Annotated in this window: 12 protein-coding genes; 9 read left to right on the forward strand and 3 right to left on the reverse strand. The window is 65.2% G+C overall.

Annotated features, from left to right (window positions below; genetic code table 11):
- Window positions 1–242: 242 nt before the first annotated feature.
- From HY058_01390 to HY058_01415, 6 genes are all read left to right on the forward strand, one after another.
- On the forward strand, window positions 243–1,919 hold the full coding sequence (locus tag HY058_01390) for an ABC transporter substrate-binding protein (protein MBI3495939.1): 1,677 nt from the start codon (window positions 243–245) through the stop codon (window positions 1,917–1,919).
- 50 nt (window positions 1,920–1,969) lie between these two features.
- Window positions 1,970–2,983: an ABC transporter permease gene (locus HY058_01395; GenBank protein ID MBI3495940.1), complete on the forward strand. Its 1,014-nt coding sequence runs from the start codon at window positions 1,970–1,972 to the stop codon at window positions 2,981–2,983.
- Between the two features lie 71 nt (window positions 2,984–3,054).
- A complete protein-coding gene (locus tag HY058_01400; protein MBI3495941.1) occupies window positions 3,055–3,867 on the forward strand; it encodes an ABC transporter permease in 813 nt (270 codons plus the stop codon).
- Window positions 3,864–5,924 carry an ABC transporter ATP-binding protein gene (locus tag HY058_01405; GenBank protein MBI3495942.1) on the forward strand — a complete coding sequence of 687 codons (2,061 nt, stop codon included), beginning with the start codon at window positions 3,864–3,866 and terminating at the stop codon, window positions 5,922–5,924. Before HY058_01400 ends, HY058_01405 begins: the two co-directional genes overlap by 4 nt.
- The gene (locus HY058_01410) at window positions 5,845–6,756 is read left to right on the forward strand and encodes a DUF427 domain-containing protein (GenBank protein MBI3495943.1); all 912 of its coding nucleotides are present in this window, start codon (window positions 5,845–5,847) and stop codon (window positions 6,754–6,756) included. The genes HY058_01405 and HY058_01410 overlap by 80 nt, the downstream gene beginning before the upstream one ends.
- A 50-nt stretch (window positions 6,757–6,806) precedes the next feature.
- Window positions 6,807–7,007 carry a tail fiber protein gene (locus HY058_01415; GenBank protein ID MBI3495944.1) on the forward strand — a complete coding sequence of 67 codons (201 nt, stop codon included), beginning with the start codon at window positions 6,807–6,809 and terminating at the stop codon, window positions 7,005–7,007.
- Window positions 7,008–7,201: 194 nt separating this feature from the next.
- Here the strand turns inward: HY058_01415 and HY058_01420 are convergent, their stop codons facing one another.
- A complete protein-coding gene (locus HY058_01420; GenBank protein MBI3495945.1) occupies window positions 7,202–7,555 on the reverse strand; it encodes a hypothetical protein in 354 nt (117 codons plus the stop codon).
- 352 nt (window positions 7,556–7,907) lie between these two features.
- Between HY058_01420 and HY058_01425 the strand changes: the two genes are divergently transcribed.
- Both HY058_01425 and HY058_01430 read left to right on the forward strand, forming a co-directional pair.
- A complete protein-coding gene (locus HY058_01425) occupies window positions 7,908–12,098 on the forward strand; it encodes a PAS-domain containing protein (GenBank protein ID MBI3495946.1) in 4,191 nt (1,396 codons plus the stop codon).
- Between the two features lie 259 nt (window positions 12,099–12,357).
- Window positions 12,358–13,950 (forward strand): ABC transporter substrate-binding protein, encoded by a 1,593-nt coding sequence (locus tag HY058_01430; GenBank protein ID MBI3495947.1) that lies wholly within the window; start codon window positions 12,358–12,360, stop codon window positions 13,948–13,950.
- 84 nt (window positions 13,951–14,034) lie between these two features.
- Here the strand turns inward: HY058_01430 and HY058_01435 are convergent, their stop codons facing one another.
- Window positions 14,035–14,229, reverse strand: coding sequence for a hypothetical protein (locus HY058_01435; GenBank protein ID MBI3495948.1), 195 nt, complete (start codon window positions 14,227–14,229; stop codon window positions 14,035–14,037).
- Window positions 14,230–14,559: a PAS domain-containing protein gene (locus HY058_01440; GenBank protein ID MBI3495949.1), complete on the reverse strand. Its 330-nt coding sequence runs from the start codon at window positions 14,557–14,559 to the stop codon at window positions 14,230–14,232. It lies immediately after the preceding gene.
- A gap of 245 nt (window positions 14,560–14,804) precedes the next feature.
- Here HY058_01440 and HY058_01445 point away from each other — a divergent pair, with 245 nt between their 5' ends.
- A complete protein-coding gene (locus HY058_01445; protein ID MBI3495950.1) occupies window positions 14,805–17,684 on the forward strand; it encodes a winged helix-turn-helix domain-containing protein in 2,880 nt (959 codons plus the stop codon).
- Window positions 17,685–17,714: the final 30 nt, after the last annotated feature.

Genomic DNA, 17,714 nt, shown 5'->3' on the forward strand with positions numbered 1-17,714 from the left:
ACCAGGCTCTCGACGATGACCGCACGGACGCTCGGCATGAACCGGCTCCGGGCGCGAACGGCGCCAGTCTGCCTTCCGTTCGCGCTCGGAGCAAATGCCCGGCTTGCCCTGGGTCGTCTTGGGCGGGCTCGAGCCGCAGATCCAGCCTCGCCTTTGGCGCAGGAGTCGCTAGACATTGCCGAACCCTGCGCGGAATATCACCGAACGCCGCACCGGCGCGGACCGGCCATAGGGAGGCCACGATGCCGAAGAAACTCATCCATGGCCACCTGCCCGAGCTGAAGCGGCAGCTCGCCGATCGTGAGATTGGCCGCCGCGAATTCCTTCGAACGGCGACGTTGCTCGGCCTATCGGCGAGCATGGCCTATGGGTTCGCCGACCGCGTGCTCGGCTCCTCGACCTCGGCATTCGCTCAAGCGGCCAAGCCGAAGGGCGGGACTCTCCGCCTCAGCACGACGGTCTACGACGTGAAGTCACCGGCGACCGCGGCGACGACGGCGCATCCTCTGATCTATTCACAGGTCGTCGAGTATTTGAGCAAGACCGGCGCCGACAACATCACGCGGCCGCATCTACTCGAATCCTGGCAACCCTCGCAGGATCTCAGAACCTGGACTCTCAAGGTCCGATCGGGCGTCAAGTGGCACACCGGCAGAACCTTCCTCGCCGACGACGTGATCTGGAATCTGAAGCGCCTGCTCAGCGACGAGGCGGGATCCTCGGTCCTGGGGCTGATGGAAGGCTACATGCTGAACGCCATCGACACCGGCCAAGTCGACGCCAAGGGCCGCAAGGTCATGCGCCATGAGCTGTGGGACACCAACGCCATCGAGAAGGTCGACGATCGAACCGTTCGCCTCAATCTCAAATCGCCGCAGCTGGCGGTTCCCGAGCACCTGTTCCATTACCCCGCGGTCATGCTGTACCCGGAAGACAACGGCGTGTTCAATCCAGGCTCGCCCGGCACCGGCGCATTCAAGCTCGAGGAGATCGAGGTCTCGCGGCGCGCGCTGCTGACCGCGGTCCCGGGCTATTGGGGCGAAGGGCCCTATTTGGACCGAGTGGAGTTCATCGATGTCGGCGGCAACGAGCAGGCCATCGTCAATGCGCTGATCGCCAAGCAGGTCGATGGCGCCTTCCAAGTGCTGCCGGACTTCTTCCCGTTGCTGAAAGATCAGGCGCATCTGCAATTCTACGATGTGACAACCGCGGATACCGCGGTCACGCGCATGAACCTGCGCCACAAGCCGTTCGACGACAAGCGCGTGCGCTTGGCCTTCCGCCTGGCCATCGACCCGGTCAAGGCCAACAGCGTCACCTTCGGACCCTTCGGCACTCCGGCCGAGCACCATCACGTGGCGCCGATCAGCCCCGACTACGCGCCATTGCCGGCCTGGCAGCGGGATGTCGCGAAGGCGAAGTCGCTGCTGGCCGAGGCCGGATACCCCAACGGCGTCGATGTCGAGCTGACCATCCAGGCAAACCCGCCGCACCACCTGCGCAGCGCGCAGGCCATGGTCGAGATGTGGAAGGAGGCCAACATCCGCGTCGGCATCAAAGTCGTGCCGAACCCGCAATATTGGGATGTTTGGCTGTCGGCGCCGCTTGGCACCACGGTGTGGGCGCATCGTCCCTTGGGCGTGATGAACCTGGCGCTCGCCTATCGCACCGGTGCGGCCTGGAACGAGAGCGCGTTCGCCAACCCCACCTTCGATCGGATGCTCGATGAGGCGGAATCCGTTGCGGACATCGAGGTGCGGCGTAAGAAGATGGCGGAGATCCAGCGCTTGCTGCAGGACGAGGGGCCGATCGTGCAGACCTATTGGCGCAAGTTGTTCACCTTCTACGATAAGCGCGTCAAGGGCTTCGCGATGCATCCGACCTATATGGTGTTCTGCAATGAGCTGGCGCTGGCTTAGGGCCCGAGCCGGAAGGCCATGATCGCCCGGTCCTTGAGGCCGGCACTGGAATGCTGAGCTTCCTGGCGCGGCGGCTTGGCCATCTGGTGCTGACGCTTCTGGCGGCCTCGCTGCTGCTCTTCGTCGTCACCGAGTTCTCGCCGGGGAATGTCGCCGCCAAGATCCTTGGACCGTATGCGGTCCAGAGCCAAGTCGATCTGCTGTACGGAAAGCTGAGGCTCGGCGATCCCTTGCCCTTGCGCTATCTCGGCTGGCTCGGCTCGCTTCTTGGGGTGGCCGACAACCCGCTCGCCGATCCATCCATCGGGTTGGGCCTCCACGATCCCCGTGGCAGCCGATATTTTGGCAATTTCGGCATGTCGCTTATGGCCAAGGAGCCGGTCATCGACGTGCTGGCCAAGCGCGCCGGCTATACCGTGCTGCTGACCTTCTGGGCGATCGTCGTCATCGTTCCGCTGTCGTTGCTCCTCGGCATCGCCACCGGCGTCAACCATGGGCGGTGGATCGACCGGCTGCTCTCTGCGGCGATGACGCTGCTGACCTCGATGCCGGAGTTCGTCACCGCGGTCGGATTGCTTCTGGGATTTGCGGTTTGGCTCGGCGTGGCACCCGGCACCAGCACGATGCTCGCCAACGAGCGCTGGAGCCAGGCCTCGCAGCTGGTGCTGCCGGTCGCCGTCCTGGCCATCGCTTCGGCGACCTATGTCGCCCGCATCGTACGGGCCTCGGTCGTGGACACGATGCGGCAATCCTTCGTGCGCACGGCGCGTCTCAAGGGCTTGACCCGCCGGCAGGTGATCTATGGACATGTCTTGCGCAACGCCATGATTCCGCCCGTGACTGTCATCTTGCTGCAGGTCAATTGGCTGCTGACCGGCGTGGTCGTGGTCGAAGCGATCTTCGCCTATCCGGGCCTCGGCTCGCTGCTGCTTCAGGCCGCCCTCTTCGGCGATCTCTACACGGTGCAGGCGCTCACTCTGATCGCGCTCACGGTCGCGGTTGTCACGCAGGTCGTCGGCGACCTTTGCTACATGGCGCTCGACCCGAAGATCAGGCTGACGTGAGCCTGCCGGCGACCGCGATTGAGCCGATACGGGATCGATCGGCCCGACCGGGCTGGCGGCGCTTATGGGCGATGCTGCGCCCGATCCTGTCATCCGGCGCCGCCGCCGGCGGTCTGGCGCTGATCGTGTTTTGGGGTGCGGTCGCCGCATTGGCGCCCTGGATCGCTCCCTTCGATCCATTGGCCATCGATTTCGCCGCTGCCCTCGACCCGCAGCCCTCGGCGGCGCATTGGCTTGGCACTGACAGCATCGGGCGCGATCTCATGTCGCGCGTGATCTGGGGCGCCAGGACCACCTACACGGTGGTGCCCATCGCGGTTCTCATCGCCTTTAGCGTGGGGATCGCCATGGGGCTGTGCGCCGGATACCACGGCGGCTGGGTCGACCGGCTCGTCGTTCGTCTCTCCGATGTCATGCTGGCGTTTCCGGCGCTCATCCTCTACGTCATTCTGATCACCGCGGTTGGGCCGTCACTCTTCAACATCGTCGCCGCCGTCACGCTCGCCTATGCTCCGGGGATCGGCCGGCTGGCGCGCAGCCTAGCGCTCGCCTTGCGCCAGCAGGACTATGTGAAGGCGGCGGAAACGCGCGGCGAGACCTCCTTCTACATCATCGCCGTCGAATTGCTGCCGAATGCGCAAGGGCCGCTGCTCGTAGACCTCTGTCTTCGCGCCGGCTACACCGTGCTGCTGACCGGCACTCTGGGATTTCTCGGTCTGGGCCTGCCGCCGCCGACGCCCGATTGGGGCGGCATGGTGGTGGAGAACGCGCATCTGTTGGCCGTTCATTGGCATATGGCGGTCATTCCCTGCATCGCCATCTCCAGCCTCGTCGTCGGCTGCAATCTGCTGGCCGACGGATTGCACGAGCGGATCGCGCGGTGACGACGCCGGTCTTGCGGCTCCAGAACCTGACCGTCGTCTACGGCGACAGCGACGGCGAAGCGATGGCGGTCCGCGACCTCTCGCTGAGCTTGGCCTCGGGCGAGAGCTATGGACTGGTCGGCGAGTCCGGCTGCGGCAAGACCACGGTCGCCTATGCCATCGTGCGGCATCTGGCCGACAATGGCCGTGTCTCGGCGGGACGCATCTTCCTCGGCGAAGAGGACGTGCTGGCATTGGACGCAGACGCCTTGAGGCGCCTGCGCGGTGCCGGCGTCGCCATGGTCTACCAGGATCCCGCGAGCGCCTTGAACCCAGTCTTGACCATCGGCCGGCAACTAGTCGAGGCCGTCCGCGCCCACCGCTCCCTATCGAAAGCGAGCGCCGAAGCCGAGGTGGTGGCAATGCTGAGCCGGGTCAGGTTGCCGCGTCCGCAGGCGCTCTTGCAGCGCAACAAGCACGAGCTCTCCGGCGGGCAGCTGCAACGCGTCGTCATCGCCATGGCGCTGCTGGCGCGGCCGAGGCTGCTCATTCTGGACGAGCCGACCACCGGCTTGGATGCGACCATCGAAGCCGAAGTCGCGGATTTGATCGCCGAGCTGGCCAAGGGCTTCGGCATGTCGATGATCTACATCTCCCACAATCTCCGCTTGATCGCTCGGGTCTGCGACCGGGTCGGCGTCATGTATGCGGGGGCGCTGGTCGAGGAGGGCACGGCGCGGCAGATCCTGGCCGAGCCGAAGCATCCCTACACCGCCGGGCTCGTCCAGTGCTTGCCCTCGCTGCTCGGGCCCATCGGATCGAAGCGGCTTCCCTCGATCCCGGGCCAGCCGCCGGTCCCGCATGCGATGCCGCCGGGCTGCGCCTTCGCGCCGCGTTGCCGCTTCGCCGTCGCCCGGCGCTGCGATACCGTTCCGGGGCCGAGCCTGGAGAGCGTCGGCCCAGGACGACGCGTGTCCTGTCTTCGCCATAGTGAGATCGCTTCCCTGGCGGCGCCGGCGGAAGCGGAGGCCGCGCCCGCGCGCGTGGAAGGCGGCGTTCGCCTGGCGATCGACGGCCTCACAAAGGATTATGGCGGTGGCCGCGGCCTAGCCGGATTCGGCCGGGCTCGCCCGTCACTGCGCGCCAATGATGGGATCTCGCTCTCCGTGCGGGTGGGCGAGATCCTGGGCTTGGTCGGCGAGTCGGGTTCGGGCAAGACCACGCTTGGCCGCATCGTCATCGGCTTGGAGCAAGCGACGGCGGGCAGGGTCGACCTGAACGGGGTCGATATCGCGCGGCTGATGGTGCGGCGACGGCCCGCGGAGCTCATTCGCGCCATACAGATGGTGTTCCAGAATCCCGACAGCACGCTCAATCCGGCCCATCGCGTCGGCTGGATCATCAGCCGCGCCATTCGTCGGCTGGGCGGGGCCGCCGATCGACGGTCGATGGCGGCGCGGGTCGACCGGCTTCTCGAGCTCGTTCGTCTGCCGAACGAAATCGTCGGAAGGTTTCCCCATGAGCTGTCCGGAGGTCAGCGCCAGCGGGTGGCGATTGCCCGAGCCTTCGCCGCCGATCCCGAATTGGTCATCGCCGATGAGCCGGTATCGGCTCTCGATGTCTCGGTGCAAGCCGCCATCGTCAATCTGCTCGTCGACGTGCAGGAGGGCCAAGGCGCCACGGTCGTGTTCATCAGCCACGATCTGGCCCTGGTTCGCCACGTCGCCGACCGCGTCGCGGTCTTGTTCAAGGGGCGCGTGGTCGAGACCGGTCTGGCGAGCCAGGTCTTCCGACCGCCATGGCACCCCTATACCGAGATGCTGCTCAGCGTCGACGATCCCGCGCGCCGCCGCTCGCCGCCGCCGGCATGGGAAGAAGGCAAAGCCGATGGTCAAGGTTGCCCGTTCGCGGCGCGATGCCCCCGCCGCGTCGGGCCGATCTGCGACACGGACGCGCCGGCTTTGCGCGCGGTTGAGTCGGGTCATATGATTTCTTGCCATGTGCCACCATCGGAGCTGCTGCGTGAGCAGAGCGGGTCCGGTCCGATGCATCCGAGCGAAGGAGCCGATCATGCGTAAGCGTCACCTCCGCGGTCGCGGGCCGCATATGTCGCCGCTCGATCGGATCGTGCAGTTCGATTTCGAACCCGGCTACGTGGTCTTCACCGAGCCCGTCGCCAAGCGGGTGCGGGTCAAGGTCGGCGACATCACCATCGCCGATAGCATCGACATGATTCTGCTGTTCGAGACCGAGCATCAGCAAAGATACTGTTTCCCGATCAAGGACATCCGCATGGATCTGATGCGGGAGAACGAGCACGTGACGAGCTGCCGCTTCAAGGGCACAGCGCACCACTACACCGTCAATGCCGGGGGCAAGGTGGTGGAAAACATCATGTGGCGCTACGCCGAGCCATTGCCGCAATGTCCGCCCATCGCCGACTACGCGGGCTTCTATTGGGACAAGGTCGATCATTGGTACGAGGAGGACGAGGAGATCTTCGTCCATGCCCGCGATCCGTTTCGGCGGGTCGATTGCCTGCCGAGCAGCCGGCTGGTCCAGGTGTATGTGAACGGCGCCTTGGTCGCCGAGTCGCGCGGTTGCGTCTTCCTGTTCGAGACCGGATTGCCGACGCGCTACTACATGCCGCGAGACGACATTCGGGGTGACATCCTGCGACCGAGCAACTTTGCGACGGGCTGCCCCTACAAGGGACAGGCCGGCTACTATCATGTCGAGGTCAGCGGCAAGCTCTACGAAAACCTGGTCTGGTACTATGCCGAGCCCAAGCGCGAGGTGTGGCCTATCGCGGGAAGGCTCTGCTTCGCCAACGAGTTCGTCGACCGGATCCTGGTGGACGGGATCGAGCAGAAGCGGCCTCAGACAGGCCACTCCCACGGCTACGAGTAGCGGGCGGCGCCTCATCGGCGGGTTCGGCACTCATTGTCGTCAGGCGCCGCATGCGTGACGAACACTGTGACGCGTTGCGATGGTCGGTAAAGCTGCTCCCCGAACTTGCGGCGCTGTACGGCAATACCTATAGCGGGGACGGTAGGGAGACCTTCGCCATGCCGACTGTCCATGACGACTATGAAGCGCTCGCTGGCAATCCGACCAGCACGACTTTGATTTACCGCTGTATCGCGATCAAAAAACTGTAGACGGCTCACCGCCTAGCACAGTTGCATGGTGCACCAGACGGGCGCTCATGCCGGCTGGCAGGCCGAGCCGGCCCGCTCCTTGCGGGGCGACCCGCGCGACGCGACGCTGCCCCGATCCGTGGGAGAAATACCGGTTAACCCGCCCGAGGCGCGCTTCCGAGCCTGAAGGCCTGGCCCTCGGGACGGGCGGCAGACTAGTTCCGCACGGGAAGACGGGAGCGCGGCCGGTCTTGCTCGCCGCCTTCATTTCGGGGTGGCTCGTTCATCTCCTCGCAGTCCGCCGCGACCGCCTCGGCGCTGTCGCTCAGCTCACGCCCTGGGGTGGAGCTTGGGCAACCCTCGCCATCCTCCAGCGCGCTCGCCTCGAGGCCGCTCACATTGGCTGGCTCTTCGAGCCGTCGATCGTCCGGCGAAAAGGAAACGAGCAGCGCCGCGCCATCGACCGGCGCGGGCGCCAACAAGAGGGCGGCCAGAAGCCACATCAGCGCCGGCACCGGCACCTCGGGAGAGGCGGCGCTTTGGCGCCATCGGCTCGATTTCGAGGCCATCGATCCGGAAGCCGTCACGTCGGCAGAGGCGACATCTCAACCCCCAAGGCTCTGGAAGCTCTCCCTATTCTAAGACCGACAGCGACGGCATTCGACCTCGCTCGAAGGGCTCTATCGCTGCCACCCGGGGGGTGATTCGCGCATTTAAGGCCTCTTTACACAAATTTTACGAAGAGCGTCTAGCGTCGAGCTGTGGGAGGCCGAGGATTCGCCCCCGGCGCGGTTCCCCAAACGGCGACGAACAGGGAAAAATCATGTCAGAACAGCATGATCGCCCATTCCGTAAAATGCACGGCCGATTCCGCGGTCCGCGTCTCTCCAGCTATCGGCGGCCGCTGAGATCGGGGTGCGAATGATCGGTCCGGCCGCTCCAGGCAACATGGTTGGCGGGTGGACGTCTCGGCTGCGCAATCGCGTCTTCGTGGTCGGGCTTGCGGTCATCGTCGCGCTCTGGATCGGCGCATTCTATTTCCTGCAGCTCTTGCGCCAAGCCGAACTGACGCAAGCGCGTCGCGACACGGCCAACCTGGCCCTCGCCTTCGACGAGCAGCTGGTCCGCACCCTCAAGGGCATCGACCGAGGCATGCTCAGCCTCAAGCGGCAGCTCGAGCGCGATCCGCGGAGCTTCGATCTCACGGCTGCGGTGGCCGAGGAGAGTCTCTTTGAAGACGTCGTGCTGCAGGTGGCGATCGCGGACGCCGCCGGTTGGCTCACGGCGGTGAGCGCCGCTGCGCCGCCAACGCCCGTGACTGTCGCCGACCGCGTGCACTTCCTCGTGCATGTGGAACGCGATACCGGTGAGCCCTTCATCAGCGTGCCGGTGCTGAGCCGGACCACCGGCAAATGGGGCTTGCAGATGACACGGCGGCTCAACCATCCGGACGGCAGCTTTGCCGGTGTCATCTCCGTTACCATCGATCCGAGCTACTTGGCGCGGTTCTATGGCACCGTGGATCTCGGCAAGCAGGGTACCGTCACGGTCGTAGGGTCCGATGGGATCGTGCGGGCGAGAGCCGGACCCGGCAATGAGGCGTCCCTCGTCGGTCCCGGCCAGTCCGTCCTCGATGCCCCGATGTTCACCCAGCCGGCGCCGGCCGGGAATTTCGCGGCGAAGTGCCGGTTCGACGGGACCGATCGAGTCTACAGCTATCGTCGCTTGCGCGGCTTTCCGCTGATTGTCGTCGTCGGCTTCGGCATGGACGACATCATGGCGGATTTGCCGAGCGACGTGACGGTGGCGTCGGCGATGCTGATCGTCTCCCTGGCACTGGCGGCGCTGCTGCTCTGGTTGGGCCGCGAGCTGGAGCGGAAGCGGCGCGATCAATCCGAGCTGGTCGCTGAACGGCGGCGCTTGCGCGAGGTGGTCGATGCCGTCGACGGTCCGCTGGCGCTCTTCGATACCGAGGGGCGGATCCAGTTCTGGAACGAGGGTTTCATCAGGTTCTATCCGAAGATCGCCCCGTTGCTGCGCGTCGGCCTGAAACGCGCCCAGATTCGACAGGCACTGATCGAGTTGGGCTACCTCGCCTCCGACCCCGTTCTTGTGGCCAATACGCAGTCGCCGGCCGAATTTCCCTATCGGACATTGGACGGCCGCCAGCTCTTTGTCCGGCGCACCGTCATGGCCGATGGCGCCCTCTTGATCTCGACCACGGACATTACTGCTCTCCGAAAGGCCGAGCTCCGGCTGGAGGCGGCGATCCGCGCCATCGATGGCGGCTTCGCCTTGTTCGATGCCGAGGATCGGCTGGTCCTGTGCAACGACGCCTTCCGGGCCGAGATGAGCCCGATTGCCGACTGCATCGAGACCGGCATGACGATCGCCGACATCTATCGAATGAGCTGGGACGCCGGGATGGCGTCGACCGCACTGCCTGGAGAGATGAAGGAGGCGTGGGTCGAACGCTGGCTCAACGTGCACCGTGCCGCGGACGGTACGCCGATCGAGCTCCATCGCGGGCGCATTCGGCGCGCGGCCTGGTTCCGCACAGCGGCCGACGAGGTTGTCCGGGTAACCGCGGACGTGACCGACCTCCGGCGGGCGGAGCTCAGGCTGCAATCGGCGATCAGGGCGATGGATGGTGGCTTCGCCCTGTTCGATGACGAAGACCGATTGATCCTGTGCAACGACGCCTACCGGGAGGAGCTGCAGCCGATCGCCGATAGGATCAGGCCGGGGCTGACCTTCCACGAGCTCTACGGGATGGGATGGGACGCCGGCTTGGCGTTGCCGAGCGCTCTGCTTGGAGAAACTCGAGAGGAATGGATCGAACGCCGGTACCGGCATCATCGCTTGGCCGATGGGGTCCGCACCGAGCTCCATCGTGATGGCCGCTCCTGGTCTTCGGCGCGGTTCCGCTCGGCGGAAGGCGAAATCGTGCGCGTGACCATGGAGATCACCGACCTGCGCCAAGCCGAGCGACGGCTCGCCGCCGCGATCGCCGCCGTCAATGACGGTTTTGCCTTGTTCGATGCGGAAGACCGGCTGGTGCTGTGCAACGACGGCTACCGGCGAGAAGTGGAGCACGCCGCGGACAAGATCGTTCCTGGCATGACTTTCCAGGAAGTTTGCGCGCTTGCCTGGGATGCCGGCCTGGTGGGCGAGACCCGGCCGGAGGAGACCAGAGAGAGCTACCTGGAGCACCGCCTGGCGTTGCACCATGCCGCCGACGGAAGACCGCTCGAGATACGCCGCAACGAGCGCAAGCTTCGGATCGCAGAATATCGCACCGCCGAAGGCGAGGTCGTCCGGGTCTCGGCTGACGTAACGGATCTCGACGAGAAGGAGGCGGAGCTGCGGCGTCTGCTGGTGCAAAATGAGCTCTTGAGCGAGGCGACGCTGGCGCGGCGGACCTTCATGCTGCAAGCGGTCATGGACGGCATGCCCGATGGGCTGGTGATCCTGGATGAGAGCCGGCACGCGGTGTTCTGGAACCATGGATTCCTTCGGCTCTGCGGTCTCGCCGATGCCGTCGACGGCAACGACGCTGCCTTCCTCAAGCAAGCCGGCCTCGAGCAGCTGTTTGGCGCCTTCCGCCTGCCGCCGGACGTCGTCCAAGAGCTGACGACCGGCGAGGACAGCGTGGCCGAGCGGATGCTCGCCGACGGTCGTTCGCTGCGCTTTCAGCTCCTCGATGCCGGCGGCCGCAACGAGCTCCTGTGGGTCTCCGACATGAGCGGGCGTCTTCGCCAGGAGGCGGAGCGGCTGGCGCTGAGCGAACGGCTGCTGCTGGCCCAGAAGAATGATGCCGTCGGCACCATCGTCAGCACGGTCGCGCACGACTTCAACAACCTCTTGACCGTCGTTTTGGGTTTCGCATCCTTGAGCCAAGCTCAGATCGACGTGCTGAGGGTGCTGCCCGACAAGCTGCCGACCGACGACCCGGCCGCGCGCCGGGCGATCGGTCATGTGATGGATGCACTTGGCTCGGTCGGCAAGAGCCTCGCCAATATTGCGGCCAGCGCCACAAGAGGGCGAAGGATCGTCAGCAATCTGACGGAGTTCGTCAGAGCCGAGCCCTCGGAGCAGAAGCCAAGCGACCTCGTGGAGACCGTTCGGGTCGCGGGCCGCCTCATGCGGATCTCGCTGCCGGCATCGGCGCGGCTCGAGGTCGAAGCCGAGAGCGGTTCGGTGCTGGCGCGACACGATCCGATCAAGATCGAGCAGGTTCTGCTCAACCTTTGCCTCAACGCAGCTCACGCGCTCGAGGGCCGTCCCGGGCACATTCGCATCAAGCTCGAGCCGCTGCGCACCGATGGCGGCCGAACCGAGGCCTTGCGCGCCGCCGGCATGGATGGAGCCGCCAGACACCACGTCATCAAACGGGATTCCGAGGGCTGGGTGCACCACTGGCGGGGATTGATGACGGCGGACCGCTACGTGCGGATCGATGTCGCCGACAGCGGCTCGGGCATGAGCGAGGCGACGATGTCGCGCATGTTTGAAACGTTCTTCACCACCAAGCCGAAAGGCGTTGGGACCGGCCTCGGTCTCGCCTCGGTCGCGAGCATCGTCGATGCCCATGGTGGCGCCATCCATGTGCGCTCGCGTTCAGGCGAGGGAACGGTGTTCTCGTTATACCTGCCGGCGATGCAGACGATCGAAGCGGAGCCGCGCGAGGCCGTACCGTCGATTTCCGAGCCCGAAAAGGAATCCGCGCCCGGTTCCGCACCTCGAGGGCTTCGCGTGCTCGTCGTCGACGACGAGGAACACCTGGCGGAACTGATGGAGCTGTCGCTCGAAAGGGCCGGCTATGCGGTCGAACGGTTTACCGATGCTACCGGCGCTGCGGCACGGTTGGAGCGGGATCCCGATACCGTGGACCTCGTCGTGACCGACCAGACCATGCCGGGCCTGACCGGCGCCATGCTGGCCGAAAGGGCAGTGGCCTTGCGGCCCGGCCTACCGGTCCTGTTGTGCACGGGCTATTCCGCCCGGCTCATCGACGAAGAGCAGCTTCCCAAGGGCGTGGCCGCGATGATGCGCAAGCCCTTCACGCCCAAGGATCTGACCGACCGCGTCGCCCGCCTGCTCGCCGCCTGAGGCGCATCGGGCCGGGACGCTGCTTTACAACGTGTCGGTGTGCGGACGCCCTTGCCGGCGCCCCGGAAACATGCCCCACAGTGTCCCGCCCCTGAAATTCCTCTGCGAATTTCAGGGATAAGCGGGCCACTAATCTTTGGAATCTGAATCACACCAGGGCAAACCAGCCGGCCTGCCATGGACAGCGGCGTGAGCTTCCGGCTAGGCTCGTTTCCGAGAAGAAAATCCGATCTCGACGCACCACCATACGGAGGGCACCATGGCGAAGCGTATTGGCTCGTTCGGCGCCGTCGCGGTAAGCGCAATCTTGACAGCGGCGATGCTGAGCGCACCGGCGGCGGCGCAGCAGAAGGTGCTGCGCTACATTCCCCAGGCCAATCTCGGCACCATGGATCCGGTGATCAACACCTCGTCCATCGTCCATCAGCACTCCTACATGATCTATGACAACCTCTTTGCCTTCGACTCGGAGTTCCGGCCACAGCCGCAGATGGTGGAGAGCTGGACGCTGAGCCAGGACGGGCTCACCTACACCTTCAAGCTCAGAGACGCGCTCAAGTTCCACGACGGCACTCCGGTGCGCGCGGCCGATGCGGTGCAATCGATCAAGCGCTGGTCGGCGCGCGACGTCGCCGGGCGCCGGATGGTCGAGCTCGGCATGGATTTGAAAGTCGTCGACGACAAGACCTTCACGCTCACCATGAAGGAGAAATGGGGCCAGGTTCTGGACTCGCTCTCCAAGCTGTCCTCGAGCGCGCTCTATGTCATGCGCGAGAAGGAAGCCTCCGTGGATCCGACCGCGCAGATCACCGAGACCATCGGCTCCGGTCCGTTCCGCTTCAACAAGGAGCTGTTCGTTCCCGGCAGCAAGATCGTCTATGACCGCAATCCCGACTACAAGCCGCGCTCGGAGCCGGTAAGCATGTATGCCGGCGGCCGGGTGGCCAAGGTCGACCGCGTGGAATGGAGCATCATCACCGACACCAACACCGCGACCGCGGCGCTCAACGCCGGTGAGGTCGATATCTACGAGACCCCGCCTTTGGATTTTCTGCCCACGCTCCGCAAGAACAAGGACATCGTGGTGCGCGTCAACAACCCGACGGGTGCCATGGGCATCGTCCGGCCGAACCATCTGCACCCGCCCTTCAACAACGTGAAGGCGCGCGAAGCCCTCCTGCACATGGTCGACCAAGAAGACTATATGCGCGCCGCCGTCGGCTCCGATCCGTCGAATTGGCGCGTGTGCTGGGCCTACTTGGTCTGCGGCACCACGACCGCGACCGAGGCCGGAGCGGAGAGCTTGCGCAAGCCGGACATTGCCTTGGCGAAGCGCCTTGTGCAGGAGTCGGGCTACAAGGGCGAGCCGGTCGTGGTGGTGCAGCCGACCGATCAGCAGATCATCCGCGACTTCACCGAGGTCACCATCCAGAAGCTGAAGGAGATCGGCTTCAACGTCGACGTCAAGGCGGTCGATTGGGGTACGATGCTGGCGATCCGCGCCAAACAGGATCCGCCGGGGCAGGGTGGCTGGAACATCACCCACACCTGGTCCTTCGGCCTCGAGCTCGGCAATGCAGTCACCAACTTCTCGCTCACGTCGAGCTGCGATCGCAAGGGCTGGCCGGGTTGGGTCTGCGATGAGGAGACCGAGAAGCTGCGCGACGATTGGGCGCGGGCGCCGGATCTGGCCGCCCGCAAGGTGGTCGGCGAGAAGCTGCAGCGCCGGGCCTTGCAAGTGGTGCATTTCGTGCCGCTCGGCCAGTTCTTCCAGCCCGTCGCCTTCCGCTCGAACATCAAGGGCATGATCGAGGCGGCGATCCCGGTGCTCTGGAACGTCGAGAAGCAGTAGGCGCGACCGCGTGGTGCGCCCTTGCCCGGCCATTCCCCCGTCATCGGTGGGGAGGGCCGATGCCGGGGAGCGTATGGAGTTCGGTTAGCCGTTCGCCGCTCTGGCCGTCATCCGCGGCGATCTGAGCCGCGGAAGCGGTTGGGGAGCCGGCGTTGCTTCGTTGATGAGGTAAAGCGCGCCAAAGAGCATGTCGACCGTCGCGCTGGTGCTCGACAGCGGCGCGATGATGATCTCGTAGCGATAGAACTCGCGCGCGGTCCAGGGGGGGAGATTGCGCACCTAGTGCGGCATGCGGGTGTGGACGGCGCTCAGGTAGGCGTTGAAAACGCTCTGCCAGCCCGGGCCGTATTCCTTCTCATTGACGGCGGTGCCGGTGAATTCCCTATTGGCCCATCGGCGAATCTCCGTGCCGACGAGCCGGTATCGGAAGCTGACCGGCTCCCTCGCGACGTCTACCAGAAATAGGCATGAGAGAAGATGCGGTATCTCTTGCGGCTCGATGTCCGAGCGGCTCGGCAGGCGGTTATCGACGTGCTTGCTTAGCCAATAGTCATGCGCCTCTTTGACGACCTGCGTCTCGAATGGCCACCGGACACTCGGCAGCGCCACGTCGGCTATCGCAATTCCCATTTGGTTACCCTCTCCAACGTATCGGCCAGGGCTCAGCTCGGGGGCTTGTCGGATCTCTGCATCGGTTCGAGAGCCTCGACCGTACGCTTCGGCCGGCACCAAGTCTTTGCCGCGGACTGAATAGTTCTGAAGCGGGACGCGGCGCTGCAGTCGGCGGCTAGGATTCTCACCCTTGAACACGATTAAATCTGAGTTTTTCTGAAAATCGCCTACAATTGTTGGCCATGGTTCGGGTAGCGGAGACGCGCGCGACGATCGCGTTCGGACGCTTGGCGGTCCTGCCCCATCGACGCGAGCTTCGCATCGACGATTGTCCGATCGAGCTCGGCAGCCGCGCGTTCGATGTGCTGATGGCGCTCATCGATGCTCGGGGCTCGGTGGTCAGCAAAGATGCGTTGATGGATCGAGTTTGGCCGGGCAGAATCGTCGAAGAGAATAGTCTTCAGTCGCAGATCTCCATGCTGCGCAAGGCATTCGGCACGGAGCGCGGCCTCATCCGCACGGTGGCGGGACGCGGCTACCAATTCATCGGCGAGCCGAGCGCGCGCGAAGCGGCTGTGGACGCGCCGAAGGTTCCAGCAGCGGCAACCGGCACCACCGCGCCGATACGCCCGCCGACCAATCTTTCCGAGCCCCTGTCCGAACTGATCGGACGCGAAAGCGAGCTTGCGGAGGTTGCCGCACTGCTCGGGGACAACCGGCTGGTTACGCTGACCGGGGCGGGCGGCATCGGCAAGACGCGCATCGCACTTGCCGCAGCCAGAGTTTTGCTGCCGACGTTTCCCGACGGAGTTTGGGTGGCGGAGCTCGGGCCGCTGTCGGATCCGGATTTTGTCGCGACGACCGTGGCAAACGCGCTCAATCTGAAGCTTGATGCCGAAGCGACGACCGCCGAGCACATCGCTGAGGCAGTGAGCTCGAAGCGCGTCATGCTGGTGCTCGACAATTGCGAGCACGTCATCGTGCCGGCGGCAAGGATGGCCGAGGCGCTCATGCGCGCAAATTCAGCCATCCGCGTGGTCGCCACGAGCCGCGAGCCGCTGCGAGCCGAGGGCGAGCGCATCTATAATTTACCACCGCTCAGCGTGCCGGCTGTCGGAGCCGAAGATCCGGAAGAGGTGCTCAGAACCGGGGCGGTCAGGCTGTTTCTGGCGCGAATGCTGGCGCAGGAGCGGTACTTTGTCCGAGACGAGCGTCTGACCCGGGGCATGGCGACGATTTGCCGGCGGTTGGACGGCATTCCGCTTGCGATCGAGCTGGCCGCGGCGCGTGCATCGACGCTCGGCATAGAAGGTCTAGCGGCAAGGCTCGACGACCGGTTCAGCCTCCTGACCGGCGGCCGTCGCACGGCATTGCCGCGCCATCAGATGCTGAGGGCGACGCTGGACTGGAGCTACGAGTTGCTTTCCGAGCCGGAGCGCGCGGTTTTGCGGCGCCTCGCGGCGTTCGCCGGCGGATTTTCGCTGGAGGGTGCGGTTGCGCTGGCGGTCGGAGGGCCTATCTCTGCGTCCGATGTCGTGGACACGCTCGCAGACTTGGTTGCGAAATCGCTCGTCGGCGCAGAGGTCGATCGCTCGGCTCTCCCTTACCGCCTACTGGAGACCACGCGGGCCTATGCCTTGGAAAAACTCTCCGAGAGCGGCGAATTCGCAAAGGTCGCCCGCCGCCGCGCCGAGTTCCTCCGCGATCTCTTGCTTCGTGCCGAGATTGAATTGGAGACCCGCTCCGCGGCCGACTGGGTGAATGCTTATGGCCGAAGCATCGACGACGTCCGGCTGGCTCTGGACTGGGCATTCTCCCCGGCCGGGGACGCCAATCTAGGCGTCGATCTCACCGTCGCCTCGGTGCCGCTCTGGGTGCAACGGGAGTCGATGGACGAGTGCCGCCGCTGCGTCGAACGGGCGCTGGGCAGCCTCGAAGCGGGATCGACGGACGCGAGCCTGAGGGCGATGAAGCTCAATTCGGCTTTGGGATTGTCGCTGACCTTTGCCAAGGGGCATGTACACAGGGCCGGCGATGCCTGGACCGCCGCGCTTGAAATTGCCGAAAGGCTCGGAGACGCAGAGTATCAATTGCGGGCGCTCTGGGGGCTCTGGGCTTATCGGCTCAGCGTCGGTGAATGCCGGGCCGCGCTCGGGCTGGCGCGGCGGTTCGGTCGGATTGCGATGTGCAACGCCGATGGCGTCAACCAGGCCATCGGCGATCGCATGATGGGTTTCTCGCTCTACTACCTCGGGGACCATGCTGCCGCCCAATGGCATATGGAGCGGATGCTGGCGGGATATCCAGCCCGCTCCGGCCCCTCTCACATCAACCGCTTTCACTATGATCAGAGGTCGACGGCAAAGGCTATTCTGGCGCGGATTCTCTGGCTTCAGGGATTCGCGGACCAATCCATGGTCGCGGCTCGATCGGCCGTAGAAGACGCGGGATCGATCGATCATGCGATATCGCACTGCTACGTGCTGGCGGCGGCGATGTGTCCGCTTGCGATCTTGGTGGGCGATCTGGCGTCGGCGGAACGTGCCGTGGCGATGCTGCACGATGTCGCAGCCGACCGCATGCTCGGTGTCTGGCCGACCTGGGGCCGCTGTTGGAACGCGGTCATGCTCATGCAACGCGGCGACACGGCCTCCGGGTTGCGCGCCCTCGAGGCCTCGCTCCCGCAGCTCCGCGAGACGCGATTTGCGCTCTCATGCACGGCGTTTCTCGGTGCGATGGCAGAAGGTTTGGGGAACACCGGCAAAGCGGCGCAGGGTCTAGCGCTCGTCGACGAGGCGTTGGAACGCTCCCAACGCAATGAAGAGCTCTGGTATGTCGCCGAATTGCTACGCCTCAAAGGCGAGCTGGTGCTGGCTGAAGACGACGGGAAGCACAGTGCCGCGGCTGAGGAGCATTTCCTCCAAGCCCTCGACTGGGCAAGCCGGCAAGGCGCGCTCTCCTGGGAGCTTCGCGCCGCCATGAGCCTCGCCAAATTGCGGTGCAAGCAAGCCAAGCCCAAGGAGGCGCTGGCGCTTCTTGCGGGAGTCTATGGTCGCTTCAAGGAAGGCTTCCAAACGGCGGATCTCCGGGCCGCGAAGGCGCTGGTCGAGGCGCTGAGCTAGCGGTCGGCGAGGGCGTTCTGCCGAAGGCGA

The sequence above is a fragment of the Pseudomonadota bacterium genome (assembly GCA_016195085.1).
GTDB lineage: Bacteria > Pseudomonadota > Alphaproteobacteria > SHVZ01 > SHVZ01 > JACQAG01.

What these genes read in the sequence shown, in the direction of transcription:
- HY058_01410 (MBI3495943.1), top strand. Translation starts at nt 5,845, where the DNA reads ATGTGCCACCATCGGAGCTGCTGCGTGAGCAGAGCGGGTCCGGTCCGA.
- HY058_01430 (MBI3495947.1), top strand. Translation starts at nt 12,358, where the DNA reads ATGGCGAAGCGTATTGGCTCGTTCGGCGCCGTCGCGGTAAGCGCAATC.
- HY058_01395 (MBI3495940.1), top strand. Translation starts at nt 1,970, where the DNA reads ATGCTGAGCTTCCTGGCGCGGCGGCTTGGCCATCTGGTGCTGACGCTT.
- HY058_01415 (MBI3495944.1), top strand. Translation starts at nt 6,807, where the DNA reads ATGCGTGACGAACACTGTGACGCGTTGCGATGGTCGGTAAAGCTGCTC.
- HY058_01445 (MBI3495950.1), top strand. Translation starts at nt 14,805, where the DNA reads ATGGTTCGGGTAGCGGAGACGCGCGCGACGATCGCGTTCGGACGCTTG.
- HY058_01400 (MBI3495941.1), top strand. Translation starts at nt 3,055, where the DNA reads ATGCTGCGCCCGATCCTGTCATCCGGCGCCGCCGCCGGCGGTCTGGCG.
- HY058_01425 (MBI3495946.1), top strand. Translation starts at nt 7,908, where the DNA reads ATGATCGGTCCGGCCGCTCCAGGCAACATGGTTGGCGGGTGGACGTCT.
- HY058_01390 (MBI3495939.1), top strand. Translation starts at nt 243, where the DNA reads ATGCCGAAGAAACTCATCCATGGCCACCTGCCCGAGCTGAAGCGGCAG.
- HY058_01420 (MBI3495945.1), bottom strand. Translation starts at nt 7,555, where the DNA reads ATGGCCTCGAAATCGAGCCGATGGCGCCAAAGCGCCGCCTCTCCCGAG.